21 protein-coding genes are annotated in these 22,324 nt (G+C 59.3%); 9 read left to right on the forward strand and 12 right to left on the reverse strand.

Going from position 1 to position 22,324, the window contains the following annotated elements; all coding sequences use genetic code 11:
- Positions 1-2: 2 nt before the first annotated feature.
- The 5 genes from AAF739_04490 to AAF739_04510 form a co-directional block, all read right to left on the reverse strand.
- On the reverse strand, positions 3-866 hold the full coding sequence (locus AAF739_04490; GenBank protein MEM6381911.1) for a branched-chain amino acid ABC transporter permease: 864 nt from the start codon (positions 864-866) through the stop codon (positions 3-5).
- Positions 863-1,570, reverse strand: a complete 708-nt coding sequence (locus AAF739_04495) for an ABC transporter ATP-binding protein (protein MEM6381912.1) — start codon at positions 1,568-1,570, stop codon at positions 863-865. The genes AAF739_04490 and AAF739_04495 overlap by 4 nt, the downstream gene beginning before the upstream one ends.
- Entirely contained in the window at positions 1,570-2,289 is a 720-nt protein-coding gene (locus tag AAF739_04500; protein ID MEM6381913.1) for an ABC transporter ATP-binding protein, read from the reverse strand. Before AAF739_04500 ends, AAF739_04495 begins: the two co-directional genes overlap by 1 nt.
- A gap of 80 nt (positions 2,290-2,369) precedes the next feature.
- Positions 2,370-3,635, reverse strand: coding sequence for an ABC transporter substrate-binding protein (locus AAF739_04505; GenBank protein MEM6381914.1), 1,266 nt, complete (start codon positions 3,633-3,635; stop codon positions 2,370-2,372).
- 30 nt (positions 3,636-3,665) lie between these two features.
- Complete coding sequence (locus tag AAF739_04510) at positions 3,666-4,739, reverse strand: maleylacetate reductase (GenBank protein ID MEM6381915.1); 1,074 nt, start codon at positions 4,737-4,739, stop codon at positions 3,666-3,668.
- Between the two features lie 112 nt (positions 4,740-4,851).
- On the opposite strand from AAF739_04510, the gene AAF739_04515 reads away from it, so the two are divergent.
- A complete protein-coding gene (locus AAF739_04515) occupies positions 4,852-5,802 on the forward strand; it encodes a LysR family transcriptional regulator (protein ID MEM6381916.1) in 951 nt (316 codons plus the stop codon).
- A 41-nt stretch (positions 5,803-5,843) separates the two neighbouring features.
- Here the strand turns inward: AAF739_04515 and AAF739_04520 are convergent, their stop codons facing one another.
- Genes AAF739_04520 through AAF739_04530 form a run of 3 tightly spaced genes read right to left on the reverse strand, consistent with a single transcriptional unit; the run spans position 5,844 to position 8,345 of the window.
- Positions 5,844-6,860 carry a 2-oxoglutarate and iron-dependent oxygenase domain-containing protein gene (locus AAF739_04520; GenBank protein MEM6381917.1) on the reverse strand — a complete coding sequence of 339 codons (1,017 nt, stop codon included), beginning with the start codon at positions 6,858-6,860 and terminating at the stop codon, positions 5,844-5,846.
- Between the two features lie 19 nt (positions 6,861-6,879).
- Positions 6,880-7,563, reverse strand: coding sequence for a pyroglutamyl-peptidase I (locus AAF739_04525; GenBank protein MEM6381918.1), 684 nt, complete (start codon positions 7,561-7,563; stop codon positions 6,880-6,882).
- Positions 7,563-8,345, reverse strand: a complete 783-nt coding sequence (locus AAF739_04530; GenBank protein ID MEM6381919.1) for an alpha/beta hydrolase — start codon at positions 8,343-8,345, stop codon at positions 7,563-7,565. The genes AAF739_04525 and AAF739_04530 overlap by 1 nt, the downstream gene beginning before the upstream one ends.
- A 305-nt stretch (positions 8,346-8,650) precedes the next feature.
- Between AAF739_04530 and AAF739_04535 the strand changes: the two genes are divergently transcribed.
- From AAF739_04535 to AAF739_04570, 8 genes are all read left to right on the forward strand, one after another.
- Positions 8,651-9,736 carry an ABC transporter substrate-binding protein gene (locus AAF739_04535; protein ID MEM6381920.1) on the forward strand — a complete coding sequence of 362 codons (1,086 nt, stop codon included), beginning with the start codon at positions 8,651-8,653 and terminating at the stop codon, positions 9,734-9,736.
- A gap of 78 nt (positions 9,737-9,814) precedes the next feature.
- Entirely contained in the window at positions 9,815-11,284 is a 1,470-nt protein-coding gene (locus AAF739_04540) for an amidohydrolase family protein (GenBank protein MEM6381921.1), read from the forward strand.
- Entirely contained in the window at positions 11,281-12,108 is an 828-nt protein-coding gene (locus tag AAF739_04545) for an ABC transporter ATP-binding protein (protein MEM6381922.1), read from the forward strand. The genes AAF739_04540 and AAF739_04545 overlap by 4 nt, the downstream gene beginning before the upstream one ends.
- Positions 12,101-12,934, forward strand: coding sequence for an ABC transporter permease (locus tag AAF739_04550; GenBank protein ID MEM6381923.1), 834 nt, complete (start codon positions 12,101-12,103; stop codon positions 12,932-12,934). The genes AAF739_04545 and AAF739_04550 overlap by 8 nt, the downstream gene beginning before the upstream one ends.
- A 4-nt stretch (positions 12,935-12,938) precedes the next feature.
- Positions 12,939-13,748, forward strand: a complete 810-nt coding sequence (locus tag AAF739_04555) for an ABC transporter permease (GenBank protein ID MEM6381924.1) — start codon at positions 12,939-12,941, stop codon at positions 13,746-13,748.
- Positions 13,745-14,548 (forward strand): SDR family oxidoreductase, encoded by an 804-nt coding sequence (locus AAF739_04560; protein ID MEM6381925.1) that lies wholly within the window; start codon positions 13,745-13,747, stop codon positions 14,546-14,548. Before AAF739_04555 ends, AAF739_04560 begins: the two co-directional genes overlap by 4 nt.
- The gene (locus AAF739_04565) at positions 14,548-15,591 is read left to right on the forward strand and encodes a Gfo/Idh/MocA family oxidoreductase (GenBank protein MEM6381926.1); all 1,044 of its coding nucleotides are present in this window, start codon (positions 14,548-14,550) and stop codon (positions 15,589-15,591) included. The genes AAF739_04560 and AAF739_04565 overlap by 1 nt, the downstream gene beginning before the upstream one ends.
- 6 nt (positions 15,592-15,597) lie before the next feature.
- Positions 15,598-16,527 carry an amidohydrolase family protein gene (locus tag AAF739_04570; protein ID MEM6381927.1) on the forward strand — a complete coding sequence of 310 codons (930 nt, stop codon included), beginning with the start codon at positions 15,598-15,600 and terminating at the stop codon, positions 16,525-16,527.
- Between the two features lie 49 nt (positions 16,528-16,576).
- Here the strand turns inward: AAF739_04570 and AAF739_04575 are convergent, their stop codons facing one another.
- The 4 genes from AAF739_04575 to AAF739_04590 are packed head-to-tail and all read right to left on the reverse strand — an operon-like array spanning position 16,577 to position 22,318.
- A complete protein-coding gene (locus tag AAF739_04575; GenBank protein ID MEM6381928.1) occupies positions 16,577-17,569 on the reverse strand; it encodes a Gfo/Idh/MocA family oxidoreductase in 993 nt (330 codons plus the stop codon).
- A complete protein-coding gene (locus AAF739_04580) occupies positions 17,553-20,408 on the reverse strand; it encodes an FAD-dependent oxidoreductase (GenBank protein MEM6381929.1) in 2,856 nt (951 codons plus the stop codon). Before AAF739_04580 ends, AAF739_04575 begins: the two co-directional genes overlap by 17 nt.
- Positions 20,409-21,305 (reverse strand): dihydrodipicolinate synthase family protein, encoded by an 897-nt coding sequence (locus AAF739_04585; protein MEM6381930.1) that lies wholly within the window; start codon positions 21,303-21,305, stop codon positions 20,409-20,411.
- Complete coding sequence (locus tag AAF739_04590; protein ID MEM6381931.1) at positions 21,302-22,318, reverse strand: aryldialkylphosphatase; 1,017 nt, start codon at positions 22,316-22,318, stop codon at positions 21,302-21,304. Before AAF739_04590 ends, AAF739_04585 begins: the two co-directional genes overlap by 4 nt.
- Positions 22,319-22,324 lie beyond the last annotated feature (6 nt).

The raw sequence follows: 22,324 nt of genomic DNA on the forward strand, positions 1-22,324 counted from the left end.
CCTTAGTCCACGACCCGCGGGAACAGCCCGCGCGGACGGATTAGAAGAACGATGAGAAAGGCGACATGGCCGGCGAGTATCTGCCACTCGGGGTTGATGGCGGCGCCAACGGTTTGCGCGACCCCGATGATGATCCCGCCCAGCAACGTGCCCCAGAGAGAACCAAGACCTCCGATGATCACGGCCTCGAAGGCATAGATCAGGCGCGCCGGCCCGATGTTCGGATCGAAGTTCGCCCGCATGCCGAGATAGAGTGCGGCGATGGTCACAATGATGAGCGCGATGCCCGTTGCCATGGCGAAGATGTTCGCGGGCTTGATGCCCATCAGGCTGGCCGTGATCGCGTCGTCGGACGTGGCACGAAAAGCCCGGCCCAGCTCAGTGCGGTAGAAAATCTGGTTCAGCACAACGATCACCAAAACAGCGGACCCAAAGGTCAGCAGCGGCAGGACGCCTAGGTTGATCGATCCCAGTTCGACCGATGCGGTGGAAATCGCTCCGGTCGGAAGCCGTTGGCTGTCAGCGGAGAAGCCTTCCAGCATCGCGTTTTGCAAGACGACCGACAGGCCAAAGGTCACAAGCAGCGGCGGGAGAATGTCATCGCCGAGCACGCGGTTGAGCATCACCTTCTGCAGGCCATACCCCAGCGCAAACATCAAAGGCATGGCTATGGCAGCCGCGATAAAAGGGGACAGGCCAGTTAGCGAGACAACGACCAGGATCAGATAGGCCCCCATGACGATGAGGTCGCCATGGGCGAGGTTCACGAGCCGCATAATTCCGAAAACGAGCGACAGACCGGCAGCGAACAAGGCATAGAGCCCGCCTAGCAGAATGCCTTGGACAATGGTGTCGACCCAGATCATGCGGCTGCTCCAAAATAGGCATTATGGATCGCGTCCCGCGAGAGGCTGGCGGGCGTGCCGGTTAACGTGACCCGACCCTCCATCATGCAGTAAAGGCGATCGGCGACCTTCATGGCCTGCCCGATGTCCTGCTCGACCACGATCATCGAGGCGCCGGCTTGTTTAATCTTCGGCACCGCCTGATAGATGTCCTTGATCACCACCGGCGCGAGGCCGAGAGAGATCTCATCGCACAGTAGAACCCGCGGATTGCTCATCAAGGCGCGGCCGATGGCGACCATCTGCTGTTGACCGCCTGATAGGGCCGTGCCGGGGTTCTTCCGGCGTTCCTTGAGGATCGGGAAGAGGTCGTAGATCGTTTCCAGCGACCAATGGCCGGCGGTCTTGCGGCCATAGGTACCGATAAGAAGGTTCTCTTCGACCGACAGGGACGGGAAGAGCTTCCGCCCCTCGGGCACCATCGCAACGCCCTGCGCCATGATCGTGTCCGCCGATGCGTTGCCGATCGGCGCGCCATCGAGCGTGACCATGTTGGACTCGTTGGTCAGAACGCCCGAGATCGAGCGCATCAGCGTGGTCTTGCCCGCGCCATTGGCGCCAATAATCGCGATGGTCTCGCCTTCCTCAAGCGCGATGTCGACGCCGAAAAGCGCTTGGAAGTCTCCGTAGTGAGCGGTTAGCGTGTGGGTGGAAAGCAGGGCCATCAGACGTCGATCCCCAAATAGATTTCCTTGACTTCTTTCGACTCCATGATCGCGTCCGGCTCGCCGATGCCGATCACCTTGCCGAAGTCCAGCACCAGAAGCCGGTCGACAACCGAGGTCAGCGCATGCAGCACGTGCTCGATCCAGATAATGGTCACACCCTCGGCGTGGATGGCCTTGATGGTCTCGACCAGCGCGTGGCACTCGCCTTCGGTGAGCCCGCCGGCGATCTCGTCCAGGAGCAACAACTTCGGGTGCGTCGCCATCGCCCGCGCGAGCTCAAGCCGTTTGCGTTCCAGCAGCGATAGCGAACCGGACGTCTGGTTGGCGCGATGGATCAGCTCAGTGCGCTCAAGGATAACCGCGCACTGCCGCATCACTTCGCTTTCGGAGTGCTGACGGCCGTGGGTCGCGGCAACCAGCAGGTTCTCGTAGACCGTCAGATGGGTGAACGGCTGCGGGATCTGGAAGGACCTGCCCACGCCGGACACGCAGCGCTGCATCGCCGGCACGCGTGTGACATCGCGCCCTTCAAAATGGATAGTTCCCAGATCGGCGGGCAGATTGCCGGTGATCAGGTTGAACAAGGTGGATTTGCCCGCACCGTTCGGGCCGATGATGCCCAGCGCCTGGCCTTCTGGAACCTCGAACGAGACATCATCGGTCACCTTCAGGGCTCCAAAGCTCTTTGACACGTTCTGTAAGGCAAGCATGGTCATGACCAGCTCCAAAACCGTGCGGGTTGGGAGGTTTGGTGGGACCGGGCGCCAACCAATGATCAGCGCCCGGAAGCTAGCCGCTAGGCGATTTCTTCCATCGTCCCACCAGTGGGGATCGACGGATGGTCGGTATTGTCGACGATGACCAGATCGTAGCCGCCGCCTTCGTTCAGACGCCACTGACCGCCGACGAGCGGTGTTTTCGCGATGTTGCGCGCGGCGAACGGAGGCAGGCCCGCTCCGTTGAAGGCGATCGGGCCAACAACGGTGTCGAGATTGGACGCGGCGATGGCGTCGGCAACCTCATCGCCATCGCGGCTATCCTCGACGCGGGCCATCACATCGACCGCCAATTCAAACAGTGCGTGGACGAAGCCGATCGGTTGGGTCCACTGCCGACCTGTCTCGCTGGTGTAAGCCTCGGCGACTTGGCCTGCCGTCAGCCCATTGATGGATGATGCAAATGGATGGCTCGGTGACCACCACACCTCGGAAGACAGATTGTGGCCGGTGTCACCCAGAGCTTGGACCGCTTGCGGAAACAGGATCGCCTTTCCGACGGATGCCGCTTTTGGGGTGAAGCCCTGCTGCTTAGCCTGTGTCCAAAACGTCGTAAAATCTGGCGGGATCGGCACGCCGGTCACGATCTCAACGTCAGCAGATTTGAAGGCATTGATCTGTGCAGTGAAATCATCGGTCAGATTTTGATACCGTCCCGTATCGGTCAGCGTGTAGCCCTGCTCAGCCAAAACCGGAGGAAAGCCGACATTGGGGTCGCCCCACGCGTTACCGTCACCGTCGTTGGGGTACAGTGCACCAACAGACTGGTTGGTCGAAAGCTGCGCCCACATGGCGGTAAAGACCGAGATGATGTCTTCAAGGCCCCAGAAAAAGTGGAAAGCGTAGTCGAACGGCTGCCAGCTTGATGGGTCGCCGGGATTGCCCTGCTGTCCGATGAACCACGGCTGCCAGGGCGCCACGGTCGAGATCACGGGGACACCTTCTAGCTCGGCGGTGGTTGCGACAGGGTTGGTCGTCTCGGGCGTTGAGGCGACGAGGAGGAGATCAACTTCATCGTCGATGATCAGCTCTTGAGCGACTTCGGCAGCCCGATTTGGATTAGACTGACTATCCTTGACGATAACCTCGAAATTCTCGGCGACAGCGGCCTGCGCGAAGTTGGAGAGGATAAAATTGTCGGCCTCCGCGAACGCGGCAAGCGGACCCGATTGCGGGCTCACATAGCCAAGCTTGATGCGGGCGCCCTGCGCGATGGCGGGCATCGGGAACGCACTAACTGCGGCGGCTGCGGCGGTTCCTTTCAAAAGTGTACGACGTGAAATCATGTCATCCTCCCGAGATGATCGTTGCTGTTCTTATGATGTTGGTTCGTCGCCAGCCCATGCCGCCTGAAGCAGCGTGAGAATAGCTTGCCGTTCAACCGGCCGTGGATTCGGATAGGGCTTGCTGACCGCCAGGTCCGCCGCGCGTTCGAGGTCGGACTCTTTCAAGCCCAACTCTCTGAGTGCCAGGGGCGCGCCCACCGAACCGGCGAATGCGTGAAGCGATGCGCCGGGTTCATTACCGCCAAATAGATCGCAGATGGGTTGCAGTTCATCGCTGGCGGCCACACCGTTATAGGCAATGGCGTGTGGCAAGACGATCGCGTGGGTCTCAGCGTGCGGCAGATCGAACGAGCCGCCCAACGTGTGGCAAAGCTTATGATGCAGCGCCATGCCGACCTGACCAAGGACGGACCCGCACAGCCAGGCGCCGTAAAGGGTTTCACCGCGCGCATGCAAATCGCCCGGCTTATCAATCACCGCCGGCAAGGCACGCTGGAACGCCGCCAGACCTTCGATGGCCAGCATGGTCGATACTGGATTGCGGTTAACCGCGTAAAGCGCCTCAGCAGCATGCGCCATTGCGTTAAGCGCGCTGGTAACCGTCATAGGGACGGGCAGTGTCGCGACCAATTCGGCGTCGTAAAGAATGACCTCCGGCTGGATTTTCGGGTCCGTCACGGTGGTCTTCACCCCGTTCTCGGTCTGGCCAAGGATCGCAGTGGCTTCAGAGCCTGCATAGGTGGTTGGGATCACGATCTGCGGAAGGTCCGTCTGGTATGCGATGGCCTTGCCAAGGCCCGTGGTCGACCCACCGCCGAGAGCAACCACACAATCCGCTTCAACGCTCTTGGCATGCGCGATCGCATCAGCTGTCACGTCCACGGGCGTGTGCATTGTCGCTTTCGTGTAGACCCCCGCGGCCTTTCCATTGAGCTTTGCCGCCATATCCAGGGCGCCATCTGCCTGCGGCGGCGTCGAAAGGACCAAGGCACGGGAGCAACCAAGCCGGTCAATTTCCGCTTCGATCTCGGCACGCACGCCGGCTCCAAAGCGCACACGAACCGCCGTGTTTTGAGCTTCGAATGATGGCTGGAAATGCGTCACGTTACCTCCGGAACGCGCCTTTCGAGGGCGTCTTTTCCTTGATTGGCGAAACGCTAGCACGCAATTTTTGTGGTCTTGATCGAATTAAATGCGCTTAATATAACTCCATGTTATGAAGTTTGACCCGCGACACCTCGAAATACTGGCCGCTATCGTTGACCGTGGTGGCCTTACGGAAGGGGCTGACGCTCTTGGGAAATCCCAACCGAGCATTTCGAGAACCCTTGCTCAACTCGAGGCTCGCGTTGGCAGCCCGTTGTTTGAAAAGCACAAGCGCCCACTGCAACCGACAGAGCTCTGCCTGACGCTCGCGATCGAAGGGCGAAAAGTTCTGGCTGCTAGCCAAAGTGCATCAGATACCGTCCGCCGCTACCTGGACGGTCGCTCAGGTATCGTCCGCGTGGGCGGGACACCCATCTTCATGGACGGGGTGATTTCGGGAATGATTGCTGACTTCCAGACGGCCCAGCCGGATGTGCGCATTGAGCAATCGTATGACTACGCACACGAGCTTATGGAGCGGCTCAAGACGGGTAGCCTTGACCTCGCTATCTGTCCCATGAAGCCTCAGGCGATTACGGGCGAATTCACGTTTACGAGCATTCTGCCTGGGCGCAACGTCATAGCATGCGGCGCGGCACATCCAGTTGCAAACCGCAGTTCGGTGACGCTTTCAGATATTGCCCCTTACCCCTGGATTGCACCGCCCACGAACAGCCCTCTGTATGAGGATCTTAGGAGCGTTTTGAGCAGTATTGGTATGCGAGACTTCCGGGTCAGCTTCTCCGGCGGGTCTCTCACCTCGATCGTCAACATTCTCGAGCGTTCTGATGCACTCACCGTTCTCCCCTACTCCGTGGTTTTCACGCTGCGTCGGCAGAAGGCTCTAGCCGCTCTTTCGATCAAGATCGGCCACCCGGAGCGAGACTTGGGTGTTCTGTACAAAAAAGACGCGGCACTCGGACCAACGGTTCAGAGATTTAGAAAGTTCATAGTCCGCGAATTCGACACCCTGGCAGGCACAATAATCCGTCACGAGCAGAACGCCCTCTGGCGAGATTAAGCGTCAATACACTGTGCCATCGCAGGGCTGTGGCCTTGCCTTCACTCTGCTGCTTCACTTTTGAGGTAGGCCATTCCTTGTTTATAGAAATCATACATGAACTGGCCGAAATGTAGCGGCTCGAATTCAACTTTTGTACCCGGCACAACCAAGCTTGGGATTGGCGCGATGATGGCGTCATAATCTGGATTTGCAAAATAGGGCATGGAGTAGCGCGGTTGCATCGAACGATTGACCACACGATGCAGCGTTGAGACGAAGCGGCCATTGGTCCAACGCATCATCATGTCGCCAATGTTCACGACGAACGAGCCTTTGATCGGTGTTGCGGAAATCCACTCATGCTCCAGGTGGCCGACTTCCAAGCCGCCCGTTTCATCCTGCATCAAGAGCGTGAAAGCACCAGTGTCACGATGCTCGCCTGCACCAATTTCGAAATCTTCTTCGCGTTGCGAAGCGGGCGGTCGATAGTGCAGGAAACTCTGTTGAAACAGCGGGCGGTTATAGAAAGGATCGAACCACTCCTCAGCCAACCCCAGACCCAACGCGAAAGCGCGTCGTAAATCGGCTGATAGCTCGTGCATAGCCTTGATGTAAGCCGTTGACGTCTCGCGGAAACCTGGAAGGTGGTCGGCATACCGGTTGGGCATGTGCATCGGCTTACCAATTTTCACATCAGGGTCGTCCCACGGTAGGTCGAGCATGAACCGAAACGTCTCGATTGCGCCGCCAACGGCACCGCCTTCCCCTTCGAGCTTCGATGGCACATAGCCACGCCAGTGGTCGAGTGTTGCCGCCGACTGCATGCGATCTTCAAAACTCTGATCGAAAAACGCTTTGTTCTGCCCAAATGCATCATCAATCAAACCCTGCGGCACACCGTGGTTGATGATGTAGAAGAAACCAACTGTCTCACATGCTGCTGCGATCTTGCGGGCAACAACAAGCCGTTCGGCAAGCGTTCCTCCCCGCAACTTGCCAACATCGATCACCGGAATTGCGTCGATCCCAACCTCTGAGGCTTTGGCATAAACCTCTGGCGTTGATTGCTCATTCATCGTTCGCTCTCCTTGTGGTTTATTTGTCTGCCGGTGAGCCGCCAACTTGCGCAGCTACCGTCTCAAGCATGATTGTGAGTCCCCGCAGTTGGTCGTCCAAGCTCATTGACGCCAGGACGCGATCGGTCACCGGTGCCCGGTCACCCTCTGCCGGCGCTTCCCGCAAAAACCTTGCGACCTGCGAGGGTAGATATGGCAAATGGAAAAAGCCGCACGGTCCGGGCAATCCAAGTTTTTCCATCGTGCCAAGCGCGGTGTACAAAGTGGCATTGCACATATGCGTGCCAGCCGAGAAGGACGTTACAGCGGGCAGGTCGGCATGCAGTAAAGCGTTGACAATGGCAGCGTGATCCCATGTGGCACGTCGCGCGGCAGGGCCATTTCTTTCCAGCGGTGCGCCTCCTAAGGGACGCTCACCTTCATTATCTGGCACGCCGAAGCTAAGCATGTTGGTCCCAATGGTCTCAACGCGGAAAGCGGGCGCGCCCAATGCAAGCCCCAGCGACACCATAAAATCCGGCCGATACTCTTCGATGAGTTCGGGCAGGAACGTTGGCAAGCCTTTCAAGCTCACCGGCGTCGCGACTGCCTTCACCTCAATATCGCCAAAGCGCTTTCCATCGAGATAGGGCAATACCGTCATCGCGGGATTGTCCGGCAATTTTGCAAACGGCTCCGAGCCAGTCACCAGTCCGACACCCATTAGGCGGCACTTTCGGCTGGCGCGCATCGGTTAAGAAAGTCGCGGAGTGCAGCGTTGAACTGCGCAGGCTGCTCAATGGGGGCCATGTGGCCGCTTGGCGAGATGACGGTGAAGCTGGCCCTGGGGTTCACAGCGGCGGTTGCACGCGCATCCTCAAGGCTAATAAAGGCATCGTCGGCTGCAAAGACCGTTGCGATCGGGCACTTAAGTCCCGCAAACGTTCCAGTGAGATCGCAACCAGCGGGGGCACGGAAGGCGTTAAACAACGCTTGTTGATCCATCGCCGCACGCCAATCCTTGAAGTCACTGACAGCACCGGGATTAGCCGCCGCCCATTCTGGATGCCAGATAGCCGCTGCCTGCTCCGAGGCAAACGCCTGAGCGCCCAACTGACTAGCGCGCGCGAGCATGGCATCGACCTCTGCTTCCGACTCCGGCGTGGAGGCCAGACCCGCGCAGCAAAGAGCCATGCCCAGCGCACGCTCCCCCAACCGGCCTGCAAGCTGGGTGGCGACCATCCCACCCATGGAGAAACCAACGAGCACACACTTGTCCACTTTGAGCGCTTCGATCACCGTTTCAATGTCATCGGCATACGCGGAGATGGTGTATGGCCGATCGAGTTTGCTGCTCTGGCCGACGCCGCGCATGTCAGGCGCCAAGAAGCGCCATGACCCAGGCCCAAACTCTTCGATTGTTGGCAGCCATAAGCGCTCGGCATCCCACCCCAAACCGTGAATAAGAACGACGGGCACACCGTCAGGTTCGTCATTATGAACCACGCTTTGAGTGATCCCATTAGCAAGCAGGTGAGTGCGCGGGAGGCTTTGGGGCGGCGTCATGAGGTGTGATCGAGCAACCATGGAAGCCCGGTCGATTCCAAGTGGTGGGTGTTCCGAGCAACAAATCTATACACGCGCCGATGCGTTAGTGCGTGCTAATTTCTAGGCAAAGTGTGCGCTAACTGTATACAATTTTTGCATGCCACGATCCCCATGCGCTGCTAATTTGCGCAACAAGGCTGACTAAACGTTGGCGAGCTGCCACCCCGCATACCCCCAACGACAATACGAAGAGAGCGATGAAGATGGCGAAAAATCCGACTAACAATGGACATAAGAACAGTTCTGACGAGGAGCTAGCGGCACCCCATCTCAACCGTCGTAGTTTCCTCAAAGGCACCAGCGCTGCGGTTAGCGCCGCAATCGTACCGGGCGGCCTTGTTGGGTTAGGAACGGGCCCCGCCCTCGCCATGGATCAAGTAACCCACCAACTGGGCTGGGTGAAGTCGATCCAATTTGGGGGGCACTTCGCGGCAATTGAACAGGGCTATTTCGAAGAAGAAGGTATCGAGGCAGAGTTCGTTACCGGCGGACCGACGGGCATTGGCACAGACGTCGCGGTCGCAACCGGACAAGCGACGACGTCGGACACGGATGTGGATGGAACGATCCGTGCGCGCCTGAACGACATGCCCGTGAAAGCCTTCGGTGCGATCATGCAGAAAGCACCGGGCGCGATTATGAGCTTATCCGAAAGCCCGATCTCGGGGTTAGGTGACATGCCGGGCAAGACCATCGCTTTGCCCGATGGCCTCCGGCCGCAGCTCAACGCCCTTTTGACTTCCGGCGGCTTTGATCCAGGAGACGTGAATTATGTACCCGTCGGAACCGATCCAGGCATGCTCGCTGCTGGCCAAGTCGATGGATATTACGGCTGGGCGACCAACCAAGGTGTCATGTTGCAGACGCGCGGCGTGGACATCGAAATTGCTTACATGAATGATCTAGGTGTGCCGGGTTACGCTGGCGTTCTCATCGCCACTGATGAAACCATCGATACCAAGCGTGACATGCTCGTCAGGTGGCTGCGCGCCGAAATTCGCGGCTGGCAATGGCACCTAGACAACCCCGAAGAGATGGCTCGCCTCATGGTCGAGAAATATGGGCAGCGAGGCCTCGATCTCGAAGCGCAGACCGCCGAGAGCCTGATGATGGCGGACTTCCTGCCTGTGGGTGACGCAGCGGATAATGGTCTCTTGTGGATCAATCCTGCTCCATTTGAAGCCGGGCTCGCCTTTAATGTGGCCGGCGGTAACGAAGCGGCGGCGGAATTAACGGTCGATGACGTGATGACGCAGGACCTCATCGCTGAGGCGCATGCAACGATCTAAGCGGCTGGAACAAGACTAGAAACGAACATCGTCCTGAACCCTGTGTCTGCTGTGCAGTCCAACCACGCCCGGAGGAAGGTGGTTTTCGACCACCTTCTTGCCTCTGCCGACAAACCAGTAAGCGGAGCAGGCGAACTCATGTTCGATGGCGCAAACGTGCGCGGTGTTTACTGCGAACCCTACAACAAGTCGGGCGCAAGGCTGGCGATGCCCGTGCTTGCAAACGCTCATGACCATGGGCGCGGGATGCGCACGCTCGCCTTTGGTGCACTCGACGACGCACTGGAGATCTGGCTGACACGCTTGGGTTTGGAGCCTGCCGTCGATCCATACTTGCGAGCGCTTGTTGCAGTTGGACGTATGGCGACCAGCGGCATCGCCATCATCAACCACTGCCACAACACCGCCGACTTCCGGACGCTTGAGGAAGAAGCTCAAGCGGTCGCCCGCGCCGCCCGCACGGTGGGTGTGCGCCTCGCCTTTGCAACCCCGATTTTTGGACACAATCCAGTCGCCTACGGCGACCCTAAGCCGCTGTATGACCGATTGCCGGACCGTGCGGCAGAGCAAATACGTGACAATGCAGCGGCTGTGCCGAGCTTTGGGGATCAAATAGCCGTTGCGGACCAGCTGTTCGAACTTTCCGATGATCTGGTGTCGGTTCAATACGGCCCCATCGCACCGCAATGGGTCAATGACGAGAGTTTGGAGTTGATAGCGGAGCGGTCCGCAAATCATGATCGCCGAATTCACATGCACCTGTTTGAGACCAAAGCCCAAAGGGAATGGGCGGACGCGCATTATCCGAATGGTCTCCTCCAGCACCTCGATGGTATCGGGCTGTTGTCCGAGCGGCTTACGGTTGCTCATGGCACCTATCTGACCCGCGGGGAGTGCGACCTTCTCGCTGAGCGCGGCGTCTATGTCTCGGTGAACACGTCCTCCAATCTGCGCTTGCGATCCGGCATCGCACCGGTTGCCGACTTCATGGCCGCGGGCGTTCGCTTCGGCATGGGCATGGACGGGATGGCATTTGACGATGACGAAGACGGTCTGCGCGAAATGCGGTTGCTTTGGCATATCCAGCGCGGGTTCGGTTTCACCGACACACTTAGCCGCGCCGACCTGCTGGAGGCGGTGCTCTTCACCGGGCGTGATGCCATCCTCGGTCCAGGATCGGCACAGCCGATCAGCCCCGGCGCACCGGGCGATCTTATGGTGCTCGATACCGGCGCAATCCAACGCGATGTACTTCCGGGACGTACGGACCTGATTGATCTCATTCTCACCCGCGCGACCAGGAACCACGTCGATGAGGTTTGGGTAGCGGGACAGCAGATCGTTTCAGCTGGCAGGCTTATGGGTGCCGATCTTGAAGCGGCGGAAGACGAACTCATTGAGCGCGTGCGGCGAGCTGCTGCCAGTGTTGACCTGAAAGTCTTGGATGCCATCGCGGATGCCTACCGCGACTACTACCGATGCGGCTGTCACACGCAATCCACCACACCAGTTGAAAAGGTTGCGCAAAAGCGCGCGCTCGTTTCATGACGACGATCACGGTCGACAGTGTATCCAAACGTTTCAGCCTCGATAAGGGCAACGATGTCTTGGCGCTAGACGATGTGTCACTGAGATTTCCTAGCGGCAGCTTCACCGCACTCATCGGGCCATCGGGCTGCGGAAAATCGACTTTGTTGCGGCTCATCGCCGATATCCTTCAGCCGACTAGAGGCGGAATCTCTATTGGAGGGCAACCGCCCGCGCATGCGCGAAAATCCCACCAGATTGGGTTCGTGTTTCAGCACGCGACGTTGCTTCCTTGGCGGACAGTCCTCGACAATGTGGGCCTTCCAAGCGAGCTCTCGGGCATCAAAGGGTCACGCAGCCCGCAAGCGTTGATCGATCTAGTCGGCCTACACGGCTTCGAGCAGGCACGACCGGCACAGCTCTCTGGTGGGATGCAACAACGCGTGGCCATTGCTCGTGCACTGGCGCTCGATCCCAAGGTTCTGCTGATGGACGAGCCTTTTGGGGCGCTTGATGAGATCACCAGACAGCGGATGAATCTCGAGTTGCTTCGGATCTGGCGAGAGACCAACACCACGGCAATTCTGGTGACGCACACGATATCCGAGGCTGTGTTCATGGCCGACACGATCCATGTCCTGTCGGCCCATCCCGGGCGTCTGGCGGAGAGTATCGAGACGGATCTGCCACGTCCGCGCGAGCTGAGCCTACAGCTTACTCCTGCCTTCAACGCTTATGAGAACGCGGTACGCACAGCGCTTTTCGGTTCTGAACCGTCGTCCAGCACGACTTCTGACGCGGGCGATCGTTCTCCGCAACGCCTTCCGCTGGTCGCCAATGGTTGACGCAGTCAGCACTGGCACAAACAGACAATCGACGAACCCGCGCACCGCAGGATTTGCGCCCCTCGCCCGCAACGTGCTCCCTCCAATATTGGTGATTGCCGGTCTCCTCGTCGTTTGGGAACTTGCCTTCGCAGCAGACCTATTACCCATTACAGTACCGTCCCCAACCCAGGTTTGGGCCGCGTTCCTTACTGAATGGGATGACCTGTTCTACCACGCGAGTTCGACGATCAGGTCAGCAGCGATCGGGTATCTGTGCGCAGCGCTTGTCGCCGCCGCTTTGGCTGCATTTGCGGTGTCCTGGCCGCGTGCGGAGCGCGGCGTGTTCACTTTCGGAATCCTCGTCGATTCGACGCCACTGATAGCAGTCGCGCCCATCTTTATGATCTGGCTTGGTAACGGGATCACATTGCATGTTGTGACAGCTGCGATAGCTGGCTTGTTCCCCATGTTGGTCGGGCTCATCCAAGGGTTCAAATCAGCCGACCCAACGTCTCGGGAACTATTCCATGTGCTTTCGGCAACGCGCTGGCAAGTTCTCACACGTCTCGCCCTACCCAGTGCCCTTCCCTTCATTTTCTCGGCGCTGAAGATCGCGGCACCCCTGGCTCTCCTGGGAACGCTTATCGCGGAGTGGATGGGTACAGACCGTGGCTTGGGTACCATGATCATTTACGCGCTGTTCTCGTTCAACGTTCCGCTCGTCTGGGTTGGGATCATCGCCGTCAGCGCCATTACAGCCGTTAGCTACGGAATTGTTGCGCTTGCGGAAGACAGGATCGTCGTGTGGCACCGCTCGTCCAGCGACTTGGGGGCCGAGCGTTAGAACCATGGCGCGGGTCATCGATCAACCAAACCCAAGCCTGGTGCCAACCCGCGGCGATTTGGCAGCAGGCAGGCTCAAGGCACTCTACCGAAGTGTCATCTTCGCCACCGTAACCCTACTGATTTTGTTGCTGTTTTGGCAAACAGCAATCGTAGCGCTGGACTTGCCTAGCTTTGTCGTTCCAGCGCCATTAAGTGTCTTCGAAGCGCTTCAAAACGATTGGAGCCGTCTGAGTGGCGCAGTTGGCTACACGTTGCAAAGTGCCCTTCTCGGCCTCGCGACAGCTTTCCTGGTCGCGGTGACACTCGCCACCCTGTTCACCATGTCGGATGGGTTGGCGCGGGCGATGATGCCGATTGTCATCACCATTCGGACAGCCCCAGTATTGGCTATCGCCCCCCTGCTCATTCTCATTTTTGGGCGCGGCCAAGCCACGTCGATTGCGGTCGTTGTGATCGTCGCCTTCTTTCCGATGATGGTAAATGCAACGCGAGGGTTTCGATCAACCAATCGGGAAGCGTTAGAGCTGATGCATGTCTGCGGCGCGACATGGTTGCAGACGTTCTTCAAAGTTCGCGTGCCCTATGCCACGCCGCATATCTTCACCGGGCTCCGCACAGCGGCAACAAGCGGACTGCTCGCAGCGATGTTGGCTGAGTGGCTTTCGGGGGCGCCCGGCATCGGGACCTTGATCCTTGAAGCTGGAGCTTCTCGACAATTGCCCCTGATGTGGGCCGGCGTTGTGCTGACCATTGCGTTAGCCTTCATGATCTTCGCGTTGACGGTCCGCATCGAAAGGAGCCTCAACCAATGAACAGGAGCCTTAGCCCCTTCAGTCTTGATGGACACACAGTGTTCATCACAGGGCCTGCAAAAGGTATGGGGCGCGCTGTTACTCTGTGCCTCGTGCGTGCCGGCGCCGATGTAGCGATGGCGGGCCGCGATTTGGATGCGATGGAGGCGGTAGCCGAAGAGGTGCGGGCTCTCGGCAAGCGCGCCGAGATATTCTCCTGTGACATCACAAGCGAGGACAGCACGGGCTCGGCGGTTGCGAAAGCGTTTGACGCCTTCGGTTCAGTCCGTTGGGACCTTGTCAATGTCGCGGGAACGACGGGACCGTCCGGCAAGAAGATCTGGGAGCACACGTTGGCCGACGTCGAAGAAGTGTTCGATGTCAACGTGATGGGCACATTCCTAACCATGAAGTTTCTCTTGCCACGCATGATCACCGACAAGGCCGGCTCCATCGTCAATGTAGGCGGAACGTTCGGTTTCAAAGGTGTGCGGGATGCCAGCGCATACGGCGCAACGAAATGGGCGCTTCGCGGGTTCACGAAATCCGCCGCCCTTGAAGCAGGCGCGGCTGCGGTGCGGGTCAATATGGTATCGCCGGGCGGCGTGGACGGCCCTCGTCTGACGCGCCAACTCGGAGAACAGGCTGAACGAATGGGGATCACCTACGAAGAGGTCTACGCCAATTTCTGCAAGACAGCTGCTCTCGGCCGAATGAGTTCGGATGAGGACGTTGCAAACGCCGTTCATTTTCTTCTGTCCGATGCTGCGGGCAACATCACAGGCCAGGACATCCTCGTTGACGGTGGTACCATCGTCTGATGACTGAGTTGCGGGTCGGCGTCATCGGAGTGGGGGCGATTGGCGCGTGGCACGCGCGCATTCTTGCGGAAGGTGCGAAGGCAAGGCTCGTTGCGCTTTGCGACCTTGACTACGAGAAGGTCGGCGCACTCAGTGAGAGCTTAGGCGCAAAAGCTTACACCGAGCCGACCGACCTCTTTGCCGAGGGAAAGCTCGACGGGGTTATCATCGCCACACCTGAACATGCGCATCTCGAACACCTGCAATTGGCAGCTGAACACGGTGTCGCGGCGCTGGTAGAAAAGCCGGTCGCTGCGGACGTGAGCACGATTCAATCAATGATCGAGATTGCGCGAAACGCGGGCATCATGGTGATGGCGGGCCATGTGGAGCGTTTTGAAGTTGGCTCCGCTCAGCTGAAAGCCGCGCTAGACGAGGGTGTATGCGGATCGGTTGTGTCCGTGATGGCTCGACGACAATTCGCACCCGTAGAAGCGCCGAGATTTGCTGGGATTTCATCAACGCTGAAGGTCCTCGGAGTGCACGATTTTGATCTTTTGCGGTGGGTCCACCCAGCGCCGATCATCGACGTTTATGCGGTCGCGGGGCGCGGTCCCCTTTATGAACAGTTTGGGTTGGATGATCACGTTGTGACAACGGTGCGTTTCGCGGGCGGCGCTATCGGCACTGTAGAAAGCGCTTGGAACCTGCCGCCTGCCTATACTGACTTCGCAAAGCCCAGCGTTTGGTCCGGCGCTGGCAACAATCGCCTAGACGTCTTTGGGCGTGAGGGTTTCATATCCAACGACATGTCAATGCGTAGCCAGCAGTTGATCGCATTTGATCAGATCGAAGGCTTCAGGCCTGCCGGGTTAAGGCACCAGACCGTGATACATGGCCGTGTAGAGGGCGCATTACGTATCGAAGTCGACCACTTTGTGGACTGCCTCGCTGCGGACAAGACCCCAATTGTCGGACTTGAGGACGGTTTGCGCGCCGTTTCGCTGATGGTGGCAGCGGAGGAGGCGCTTGCAACTGAAAAGCCTGTCACTCCCGAATTGTGAGAGCCAATGGCGCGCTACAATGGCCCAATCATTGACGCACATCACCATCTGTGGGCGCCCTTAAAAGGCAATTACAGCTGGTTGCTGGATCCGAGCCGCGAAGCACTCGCACACGACGTGACGCCCGAAGACTACGCCAACACCTTCGCTGGGTTTTCCATCGCAGGCTCTGTCGTTGTCGAAGGACATGCTGACGATCCAGTCTTGGAAGCGAAGCACGCAGCAAGCTGGGGAAGACAGTCTGGAAAAAGAGTTGCAACCGGCTTTGTCGCGCACTGCCCACTCGACGCCCCTGACATTCACGAACGCCTTGCCGAGCTTCGCACCAACTGTCCGGCAGTCGTCGGGGTCCGCGATATCGTGGCTTACGTCCACGATAGGCCAAGCTTCGCACGTGCCGCGGACCTTCTGTCTTCACCGCGCTTTAAGGTCGGCCTTGCGGCCCTTGCTGCCGAGAACCTCGTCTTTGATCTGATGCTGGAACCAAACCAAATAGGGGATGCGCATACCTGTTTAAAAACAATTCCCCAGCTCAAGGTAGCGATTGAGCACGCGGGCGCGCCGCGCGACCAATCGCCCGCAGGGCTGCATGCATGGCGACGAAGCATGGCCAAGCTTGCAGAGTTGCCGAATGCGGTGGTCAAGGTCTCGGCCCTTCAGGTGCACGATTCGAATTGGACAGTGCCGAGCTTGCGCCGCGTTTTTGACCCGCTAACCGACCTCTTCGGACCAAGTCGCATGATGATGGGTACCGACTACCCGGTCCACGATCTGGCTTGCCCCGGACCTGAAGCTATTAACGCGTTTATAGAGCTCACTCAGGGCTGGAACGAGAACGATCAGGCAGCCTTCTTCTTCGATACGGCGGTTCAAACTTACGCGTTGGAGATCAGCGCTTTTGAACAAGCTGACGGTTCTGCCCAACGATCAAGATAGGATATTGCTGGCACGCTGGGTCTACCGCCGCGCCCGACCTTTGACTTCGTCAACACGAGACCCAAGTGCCTGACTCGACGGACGATACCACAGCCTCGAAAGCAGCGATGCCGTTAAGGATCTCGGATTGAGGGATCGGTGACAGCGTCCTTGTTCGGATTGCATCCGCGAACGCTTCAAGCTCAAGGCGCTCCGTCGACACCTTTGGAAGAGATAGCCTCTCACATGCACCATTCACGGGCTTGAAAGCGAGTTCATCCTGTCCACGCAACTCCAACCACCCTTTTTCTCCGAAGACCCGTAATTGAAACATCTGGGCGGTTGCCGTGAGCGTGCTGATCGAGCCTGTCGCACCAGAGCCGAACCGCAGAAGCATGCTCGTGGTATCATCGTGTTTGATCGAATGGACCAATCGGTGGCTTTGAGCTGTCACGGCATCGATTGGGCCAAGAAGATGGATCATAAGGTCGATGAGGTGAAAACCTGCCGCTGCCAGGCCACCGGCCGGGCTTTCGCCTGGGGCCACTCGCCATATGTCGGCGGTATAGACCTCACCGTAGCCTACATGGCTGCTCATATTGCCTTCAGCGTGCAGCAGCTTTCCCAGATCGCCGGAATCAAGGCGGGACTTCATTTCGGCGATGGCGGGCAGAAACCGCCGGTTGTGGCCGGGCATGAAGACGATCACTGCCGATGAGGCAGCATGAAGGGCGCGCCGGGCGTCCTCCAGGGACAAAGCGATGGGTTTCTCGCAGAACAGGTGCTTTCCTGCACCTGCGATCTCAACGATCTGCCCCGCGTGTTGCGAGTGCGGTGTGGCGAGAACAATGCCATCAACGTCGGAATTCTTGAGAACATCCGATAGGTCGGTGCTCAGCTCGATAGCTCGGCTTCGGCACCATTCAGCTACCTTATCAGGGTTGCGCGCAACGGCATGCGTAAAGATGACGGTGTCTGAAACGTTCTGGACCGCCTCCACAAGGATGCGTCCCCAGCGGCCGGGTCCAACCAGAGCGAGCCTGAGCTTATCCGAAGCGGTCAAGGGAGAACCCTTCGAGATCCTGACGGGCTCGACCCGACAAAGCGATGTTGGCAGCTTCCCTGCCCATCAGCGGGCCAAGCGTATAGCCGTTCGCGGTCGCGGCAACCGTAATCCCGGCAAAACCGGGTACCGATCCCAATAGGGGCGCCCCATCTATGTCGATGTTCATGGCGGCCCAGCTGCGGATCACCTGCAAATTGGCCACGTCGGGTACCGTCCTGGCCGCGACCCAGAGGTTGCCCTCCAGGCTGTCCGGCAAGACCTCGCTACACCCTTGATGGTTTGTGTTGCCCGGCCATGCACCGCCTATGATGATGGAGCCCGACGCTGCTTGCTTCATCGATAGATGACGGTCTGCATGGGCCAGCAGACATGGTACCAAGGGAGGGCTCGGCGCAGTAACGACCATTTGCAGCGGCGCGCCACGGATGGGTAACTCCGCTCCCAACATACTTCCCAGCTGGCACGACCAACCACCGGTCGCGATGAGAACGCGGGCAGCCTTGATCGTGCCGCGCGGCGTATCGACAACGTAGCCGGAACCGTTGCGCGCGACGCCCGTCACCGGTGCGAATTCCTCGATCTGCGCGCCTGCAGCGCGCGCAGCTTTTGCAAGCAGTGGCGTTGCAACAAGCGGATCGATCTTGCCTTCATCTGGGCACCATGCCGCCGCAACGATCTCGTCAGAGACAGCGGGCGCGATCTCTCGCACCCGGGCACCGTCGATGACCTCGGTGTGGATGCCTACACGGGCCTCAGCTTCAACCTTCGCTATGAGGAACCTGATCTGGTCGGTGTCTTCGGCGACCATCAAGCCGCCTGTCACGGCCATCTCGAAATCTACGTCAAGCTCAGATTCCAGCTCGCGCCACAACGCAATCGACTCCTGCTGCAGCGGTAGCGTTTGCAGCTGAAGACTGCCATCACCGACGGCCTTACCGCCAAAGTCCCAGGATAAGAGCTGCAAATGTAAGCTGCCGGCATTGCCGCCAGATGCTTCACCGTTCACCCGCCCTCGGTCGACGCAGACAACCTTCGCGCCCGCGCGCGCCGCATAGAGCGCCGCACTGACGCCCGTCACCCCAGCCCCGATGATGACAAGATCGGCGGCTTCAACAGGCATTGGTGCTAGCGCTGCTCGATCGGGCCTGATGGCGGGAGCACCCTCACGATGACCGCCCCATTCCGGCTTCTCCAGGGCAAGCGCTCCTAGTTGAGTTGGTCTCGCTGGAATCTGAGGTGCAAAAAGCGCAGATGAATCTGCCTTTATCCCCGCCGCATCGAACAGCTTGAGCGCTTGCGGTAGGCAGTAGCGTCCCTGGCAGCGCCCCATCCCGATCCGCGTCTTTCGCTTGAGAACCGCCGGGTCATCTGCACCATCCGCAATCGCCGCGCGTGCGGTTCCTGCACTGACCTCTTCGCAGCGACACAGGATGGTCTGATCGCATATCGGTCCGCGCGCCGGTGCGCGGTACATTGACCATAGTGCACTCTGAAAGCGTTGCGCCCAGTTGAGGTTGCGCATGGCCCGCTTGGTGTCCGCCGACGAAGGGATGCCTAAGTACTGAAGCGCGGAAAGAGCGCTGAGCTCGCCCTGGCGCGTGGCGATCTGGGCACCGCCCAGTCCCCCGGCGTCTCCTGCGATCCACACGCCGGGCGTAGGCGTCGTGCCATCAGCCTGTCTCATGGGACGCACATCGCCCGTCGTAACGTCGGTCTTCACCGGCACATCGAGAAGCCGCGCCAACTCCAGTTGCGCCGCAAATCCATCGCCAGCAACCACGCAGTCGACCTCGAAGCGCTTCTCCTTGCCCGTCGAGATCTGCCGCAGCACCGCCGCTTCTGCTCGGTCTTCGCCTTCGATCCGGCAAAGCTCCCACCCGGATAAGAAAGGCGTCCTCGCCCGCATCAACGCGAGGCGATAGGCGGCCCCATCGGCAACCAGCCGGGGGTCGGCAAGGGCCGCCGAGAGAAGGGCGAGCCCGGGCGCCGGACGACCTCGGTCTGCAAGCGCCACCATGTCGGCATTCAAATCCGCCAGCTCGCTGGCGAGCTGCATTCCAAGCGGGCCATGGCCCGCGATAAGGATGCGTTTTCCCGGCACGACACCATAGCGGCGGACGAGCGTTTGGGCGGAACCGATCGTCATCACTCCGGGAAGTGTCCAGCCAGGCACCATCGCTGGGCGCTCATAGGCGCCAGTAGCAATAATGACAGCGCGGGACTGAACGCGATAGGCACGCTCTTGACCCAGGGTTCTGATTTCAAACCCCGCTTCGTTCCTGCGGGCGAACCAGACGCTTTGTCCCGCAATGAACCGCGCGCCAGATGCACTGACCTTCGCGCGCAGCGCTTTGCCACGGAGGTGCTGGCGATCGAGCAGCGTGCTTCCGCGATGCCCTTCGCTTCGTGGTTTGTAATACTGACCACCCGCTTCGCCGCGTTCATCAAGCACCACTACATCCGCGCCGGCATCCGCTGCCCCAAGCGCAGCTGACAGCCCGGCGGGGCCGGCGCCGATGATTGCCAAGTCAGCATTGATGGCCTCTGAGGTTGCTGGACGAGGAGCCTTCGTACCGTCGGCGAAGCTGCGTTCATCTTCGCGCTGAACGGTCATGCCTTGGCGCACCCGGGTCATACAGGCGCGCTCTCCGCGCACACTATCGACCGTAACCAGGCAGTCATGACAAACACCCATGCCGCAAAAGGCTGCGCGGGGGCGTCCGCTTCGCCGTGTGCCGAGCGTATGAACACCTGCCGCAGACAACGCAGCAGCGATGCTGTCGCCCCGGTTGGCGCTGTACGACCTTCCGTCGAAGTGAAAGGTCAGCTCATCCATTCAGGCGACGTTGCGTGGCAAAAGGCCGACAGCGGTGAGCGCGGCTTCCACTTCTGCCATTTCACTTTGCGGCAGCGGCAATCGCGGTGGCCGGGGAACGCCCATGGGGTAGCCGATCAAGTTAAGCGCCGCCTTGCTGCCTGAAACGTAGCGATGTCCGGCAACGAGGCGGATAATCGGCAAGACCTCTCGATAGAGAGCTTTCGCGGCGCGGTAGTCCTCATCGTCAGCGGTCAGCGTGAACAGCTTAGCCAGTGCCGCGGGCATTATGTTGGAGCCAACAGCAACCCAGCCATCCGCGCCTTCGACAAAGCTCTCGAATCCCATGATCCCGCCGAAGACGGTCATGCGGCCCTCGCACAGTTCAAGGATGTCGCGAATGCGAGTCACATCCATCGTGCTTTCCTTGATGTAGTCGATGTTGGGCAGCCTGGAGAGTTCCGCTACCAGCGGCGGTGTGAGGTCCACGTTTGCTGTTGCCGGGTTGTTGTAGATCATGATCGGGCGCGTGGCCGCCTCGCCTACGCGCCCGAAATGGTGGATTAGCTCATCCCAGGTCGGCGTCGAATAGAAGGGCGGAATGATCATCGTCCCATCCGCGCCAAGCTCTTCGGCCATGGTGACGTTGGCGATCACGTCGTCGGTGCTCTCAGCTCCCGCGCCAACCACAACTGGGACGCGACCTGCCGCCGTGTCGATGACGCATTTCGCCAGGGCCCTGCGCTCATCGGCAGTCATAGAGAGGAATTCACCGGTGGAGCCGAGCGGGATTAGTCCATGGATGCCCTCACGGATCTGCCAGTCAGTGAAGCGGGCCTGCGCATCGAGGTCGAGGCGGCCCTTCGTGTCGAACGCCGTCACCATGACGGTGTACGTGCCGCGAAACGTTTGGCTCATGTCTTTCCCTCTTGAAGTGTGAGCAGACGCAAAGGCGTCTTTCTCAACAGACGGTCAATCAGAGCGTCGTCAAATCCCATCCGGTTCATCAGCGGTACCACTTTGCGAAAGATGTGCCCGTAACCGTGACCGCCCCACCGGCGCATGCGCGTTTTGGTGCAGATGTCCTGCGAGACCAGAATTTGGTCGGCGTAGCCCTCGTCCGCGAAGCGCTTAATAAGGCGCAACCGCCCCCGGTCTGTCGGTAGCTCTGTGTCATCCATCCAATAGTGGGACTGTTCGATGCCAAAGAAGTCCCACTCAACATTTGCTCCGCGTTCCAGCAGTTCGCGTACGCCCTCCCCGTTGGGGTGCGTTCTATCCATATGGCAAAGTACGACCCGCGAAAGATCGAGCCCCTCGCCTTCGATGATATCGAGAATTTGATTGCACGCGTTCGGCGAGCGCCCTGGATGCACTGACAGAGCAGCACCGGTCACGATGGCAGCGCGCGAGGCTGCTGTTAACGCCCGTGCTTCAAAGGCCTCAAGGGGCCAGGAGCAGCCGATCTCGCCGATCAGGCCAGCACAGATCGTCCCCCCATCTGCGCCCTGCTTGACCTCTGCAACGAAAAGCTCCGTCAGTTCTTCATCGCGCAGGGCCTTCAGATGGTCGGGCGCGTAAGCATCGGTATAGCAACCGGCAGCGGCCACCACATGCACCGACGACGCTTGGGAGGCACGCGCGAGGCCGTCAGCATCCCGAGCAAGCCCGGCAACCGACTGGTCGACAATCAGGCCGCCTCCGTCCTGCTTGAAATACTCAAGCTCGGTCGCGGCAATGTCGGGATCGGTTTGAAACGCGTTTGCAGGGCTCTCATTGGATCGATAATCGATTTGCCACCGGTTTTCGATTGTAATGTCAGCGGTGAGATCACATCGAAGTCCGGGTGGCACAATGTCAAACAGAACATGTTCGTGGAACGCGATCATGCCGACATCTGCCGGGTCGACATCGCCGAGGACCGTTCGCACCACAGA

The organism is Pseudomonadota bacterium, assembly GCA_039024915.1.
Taxonomy (GTDB): domain Bacteria; phylum Pseudomonadota; class Alphaproteobacteria; order Rhizobiales; family MH13; genus MH13.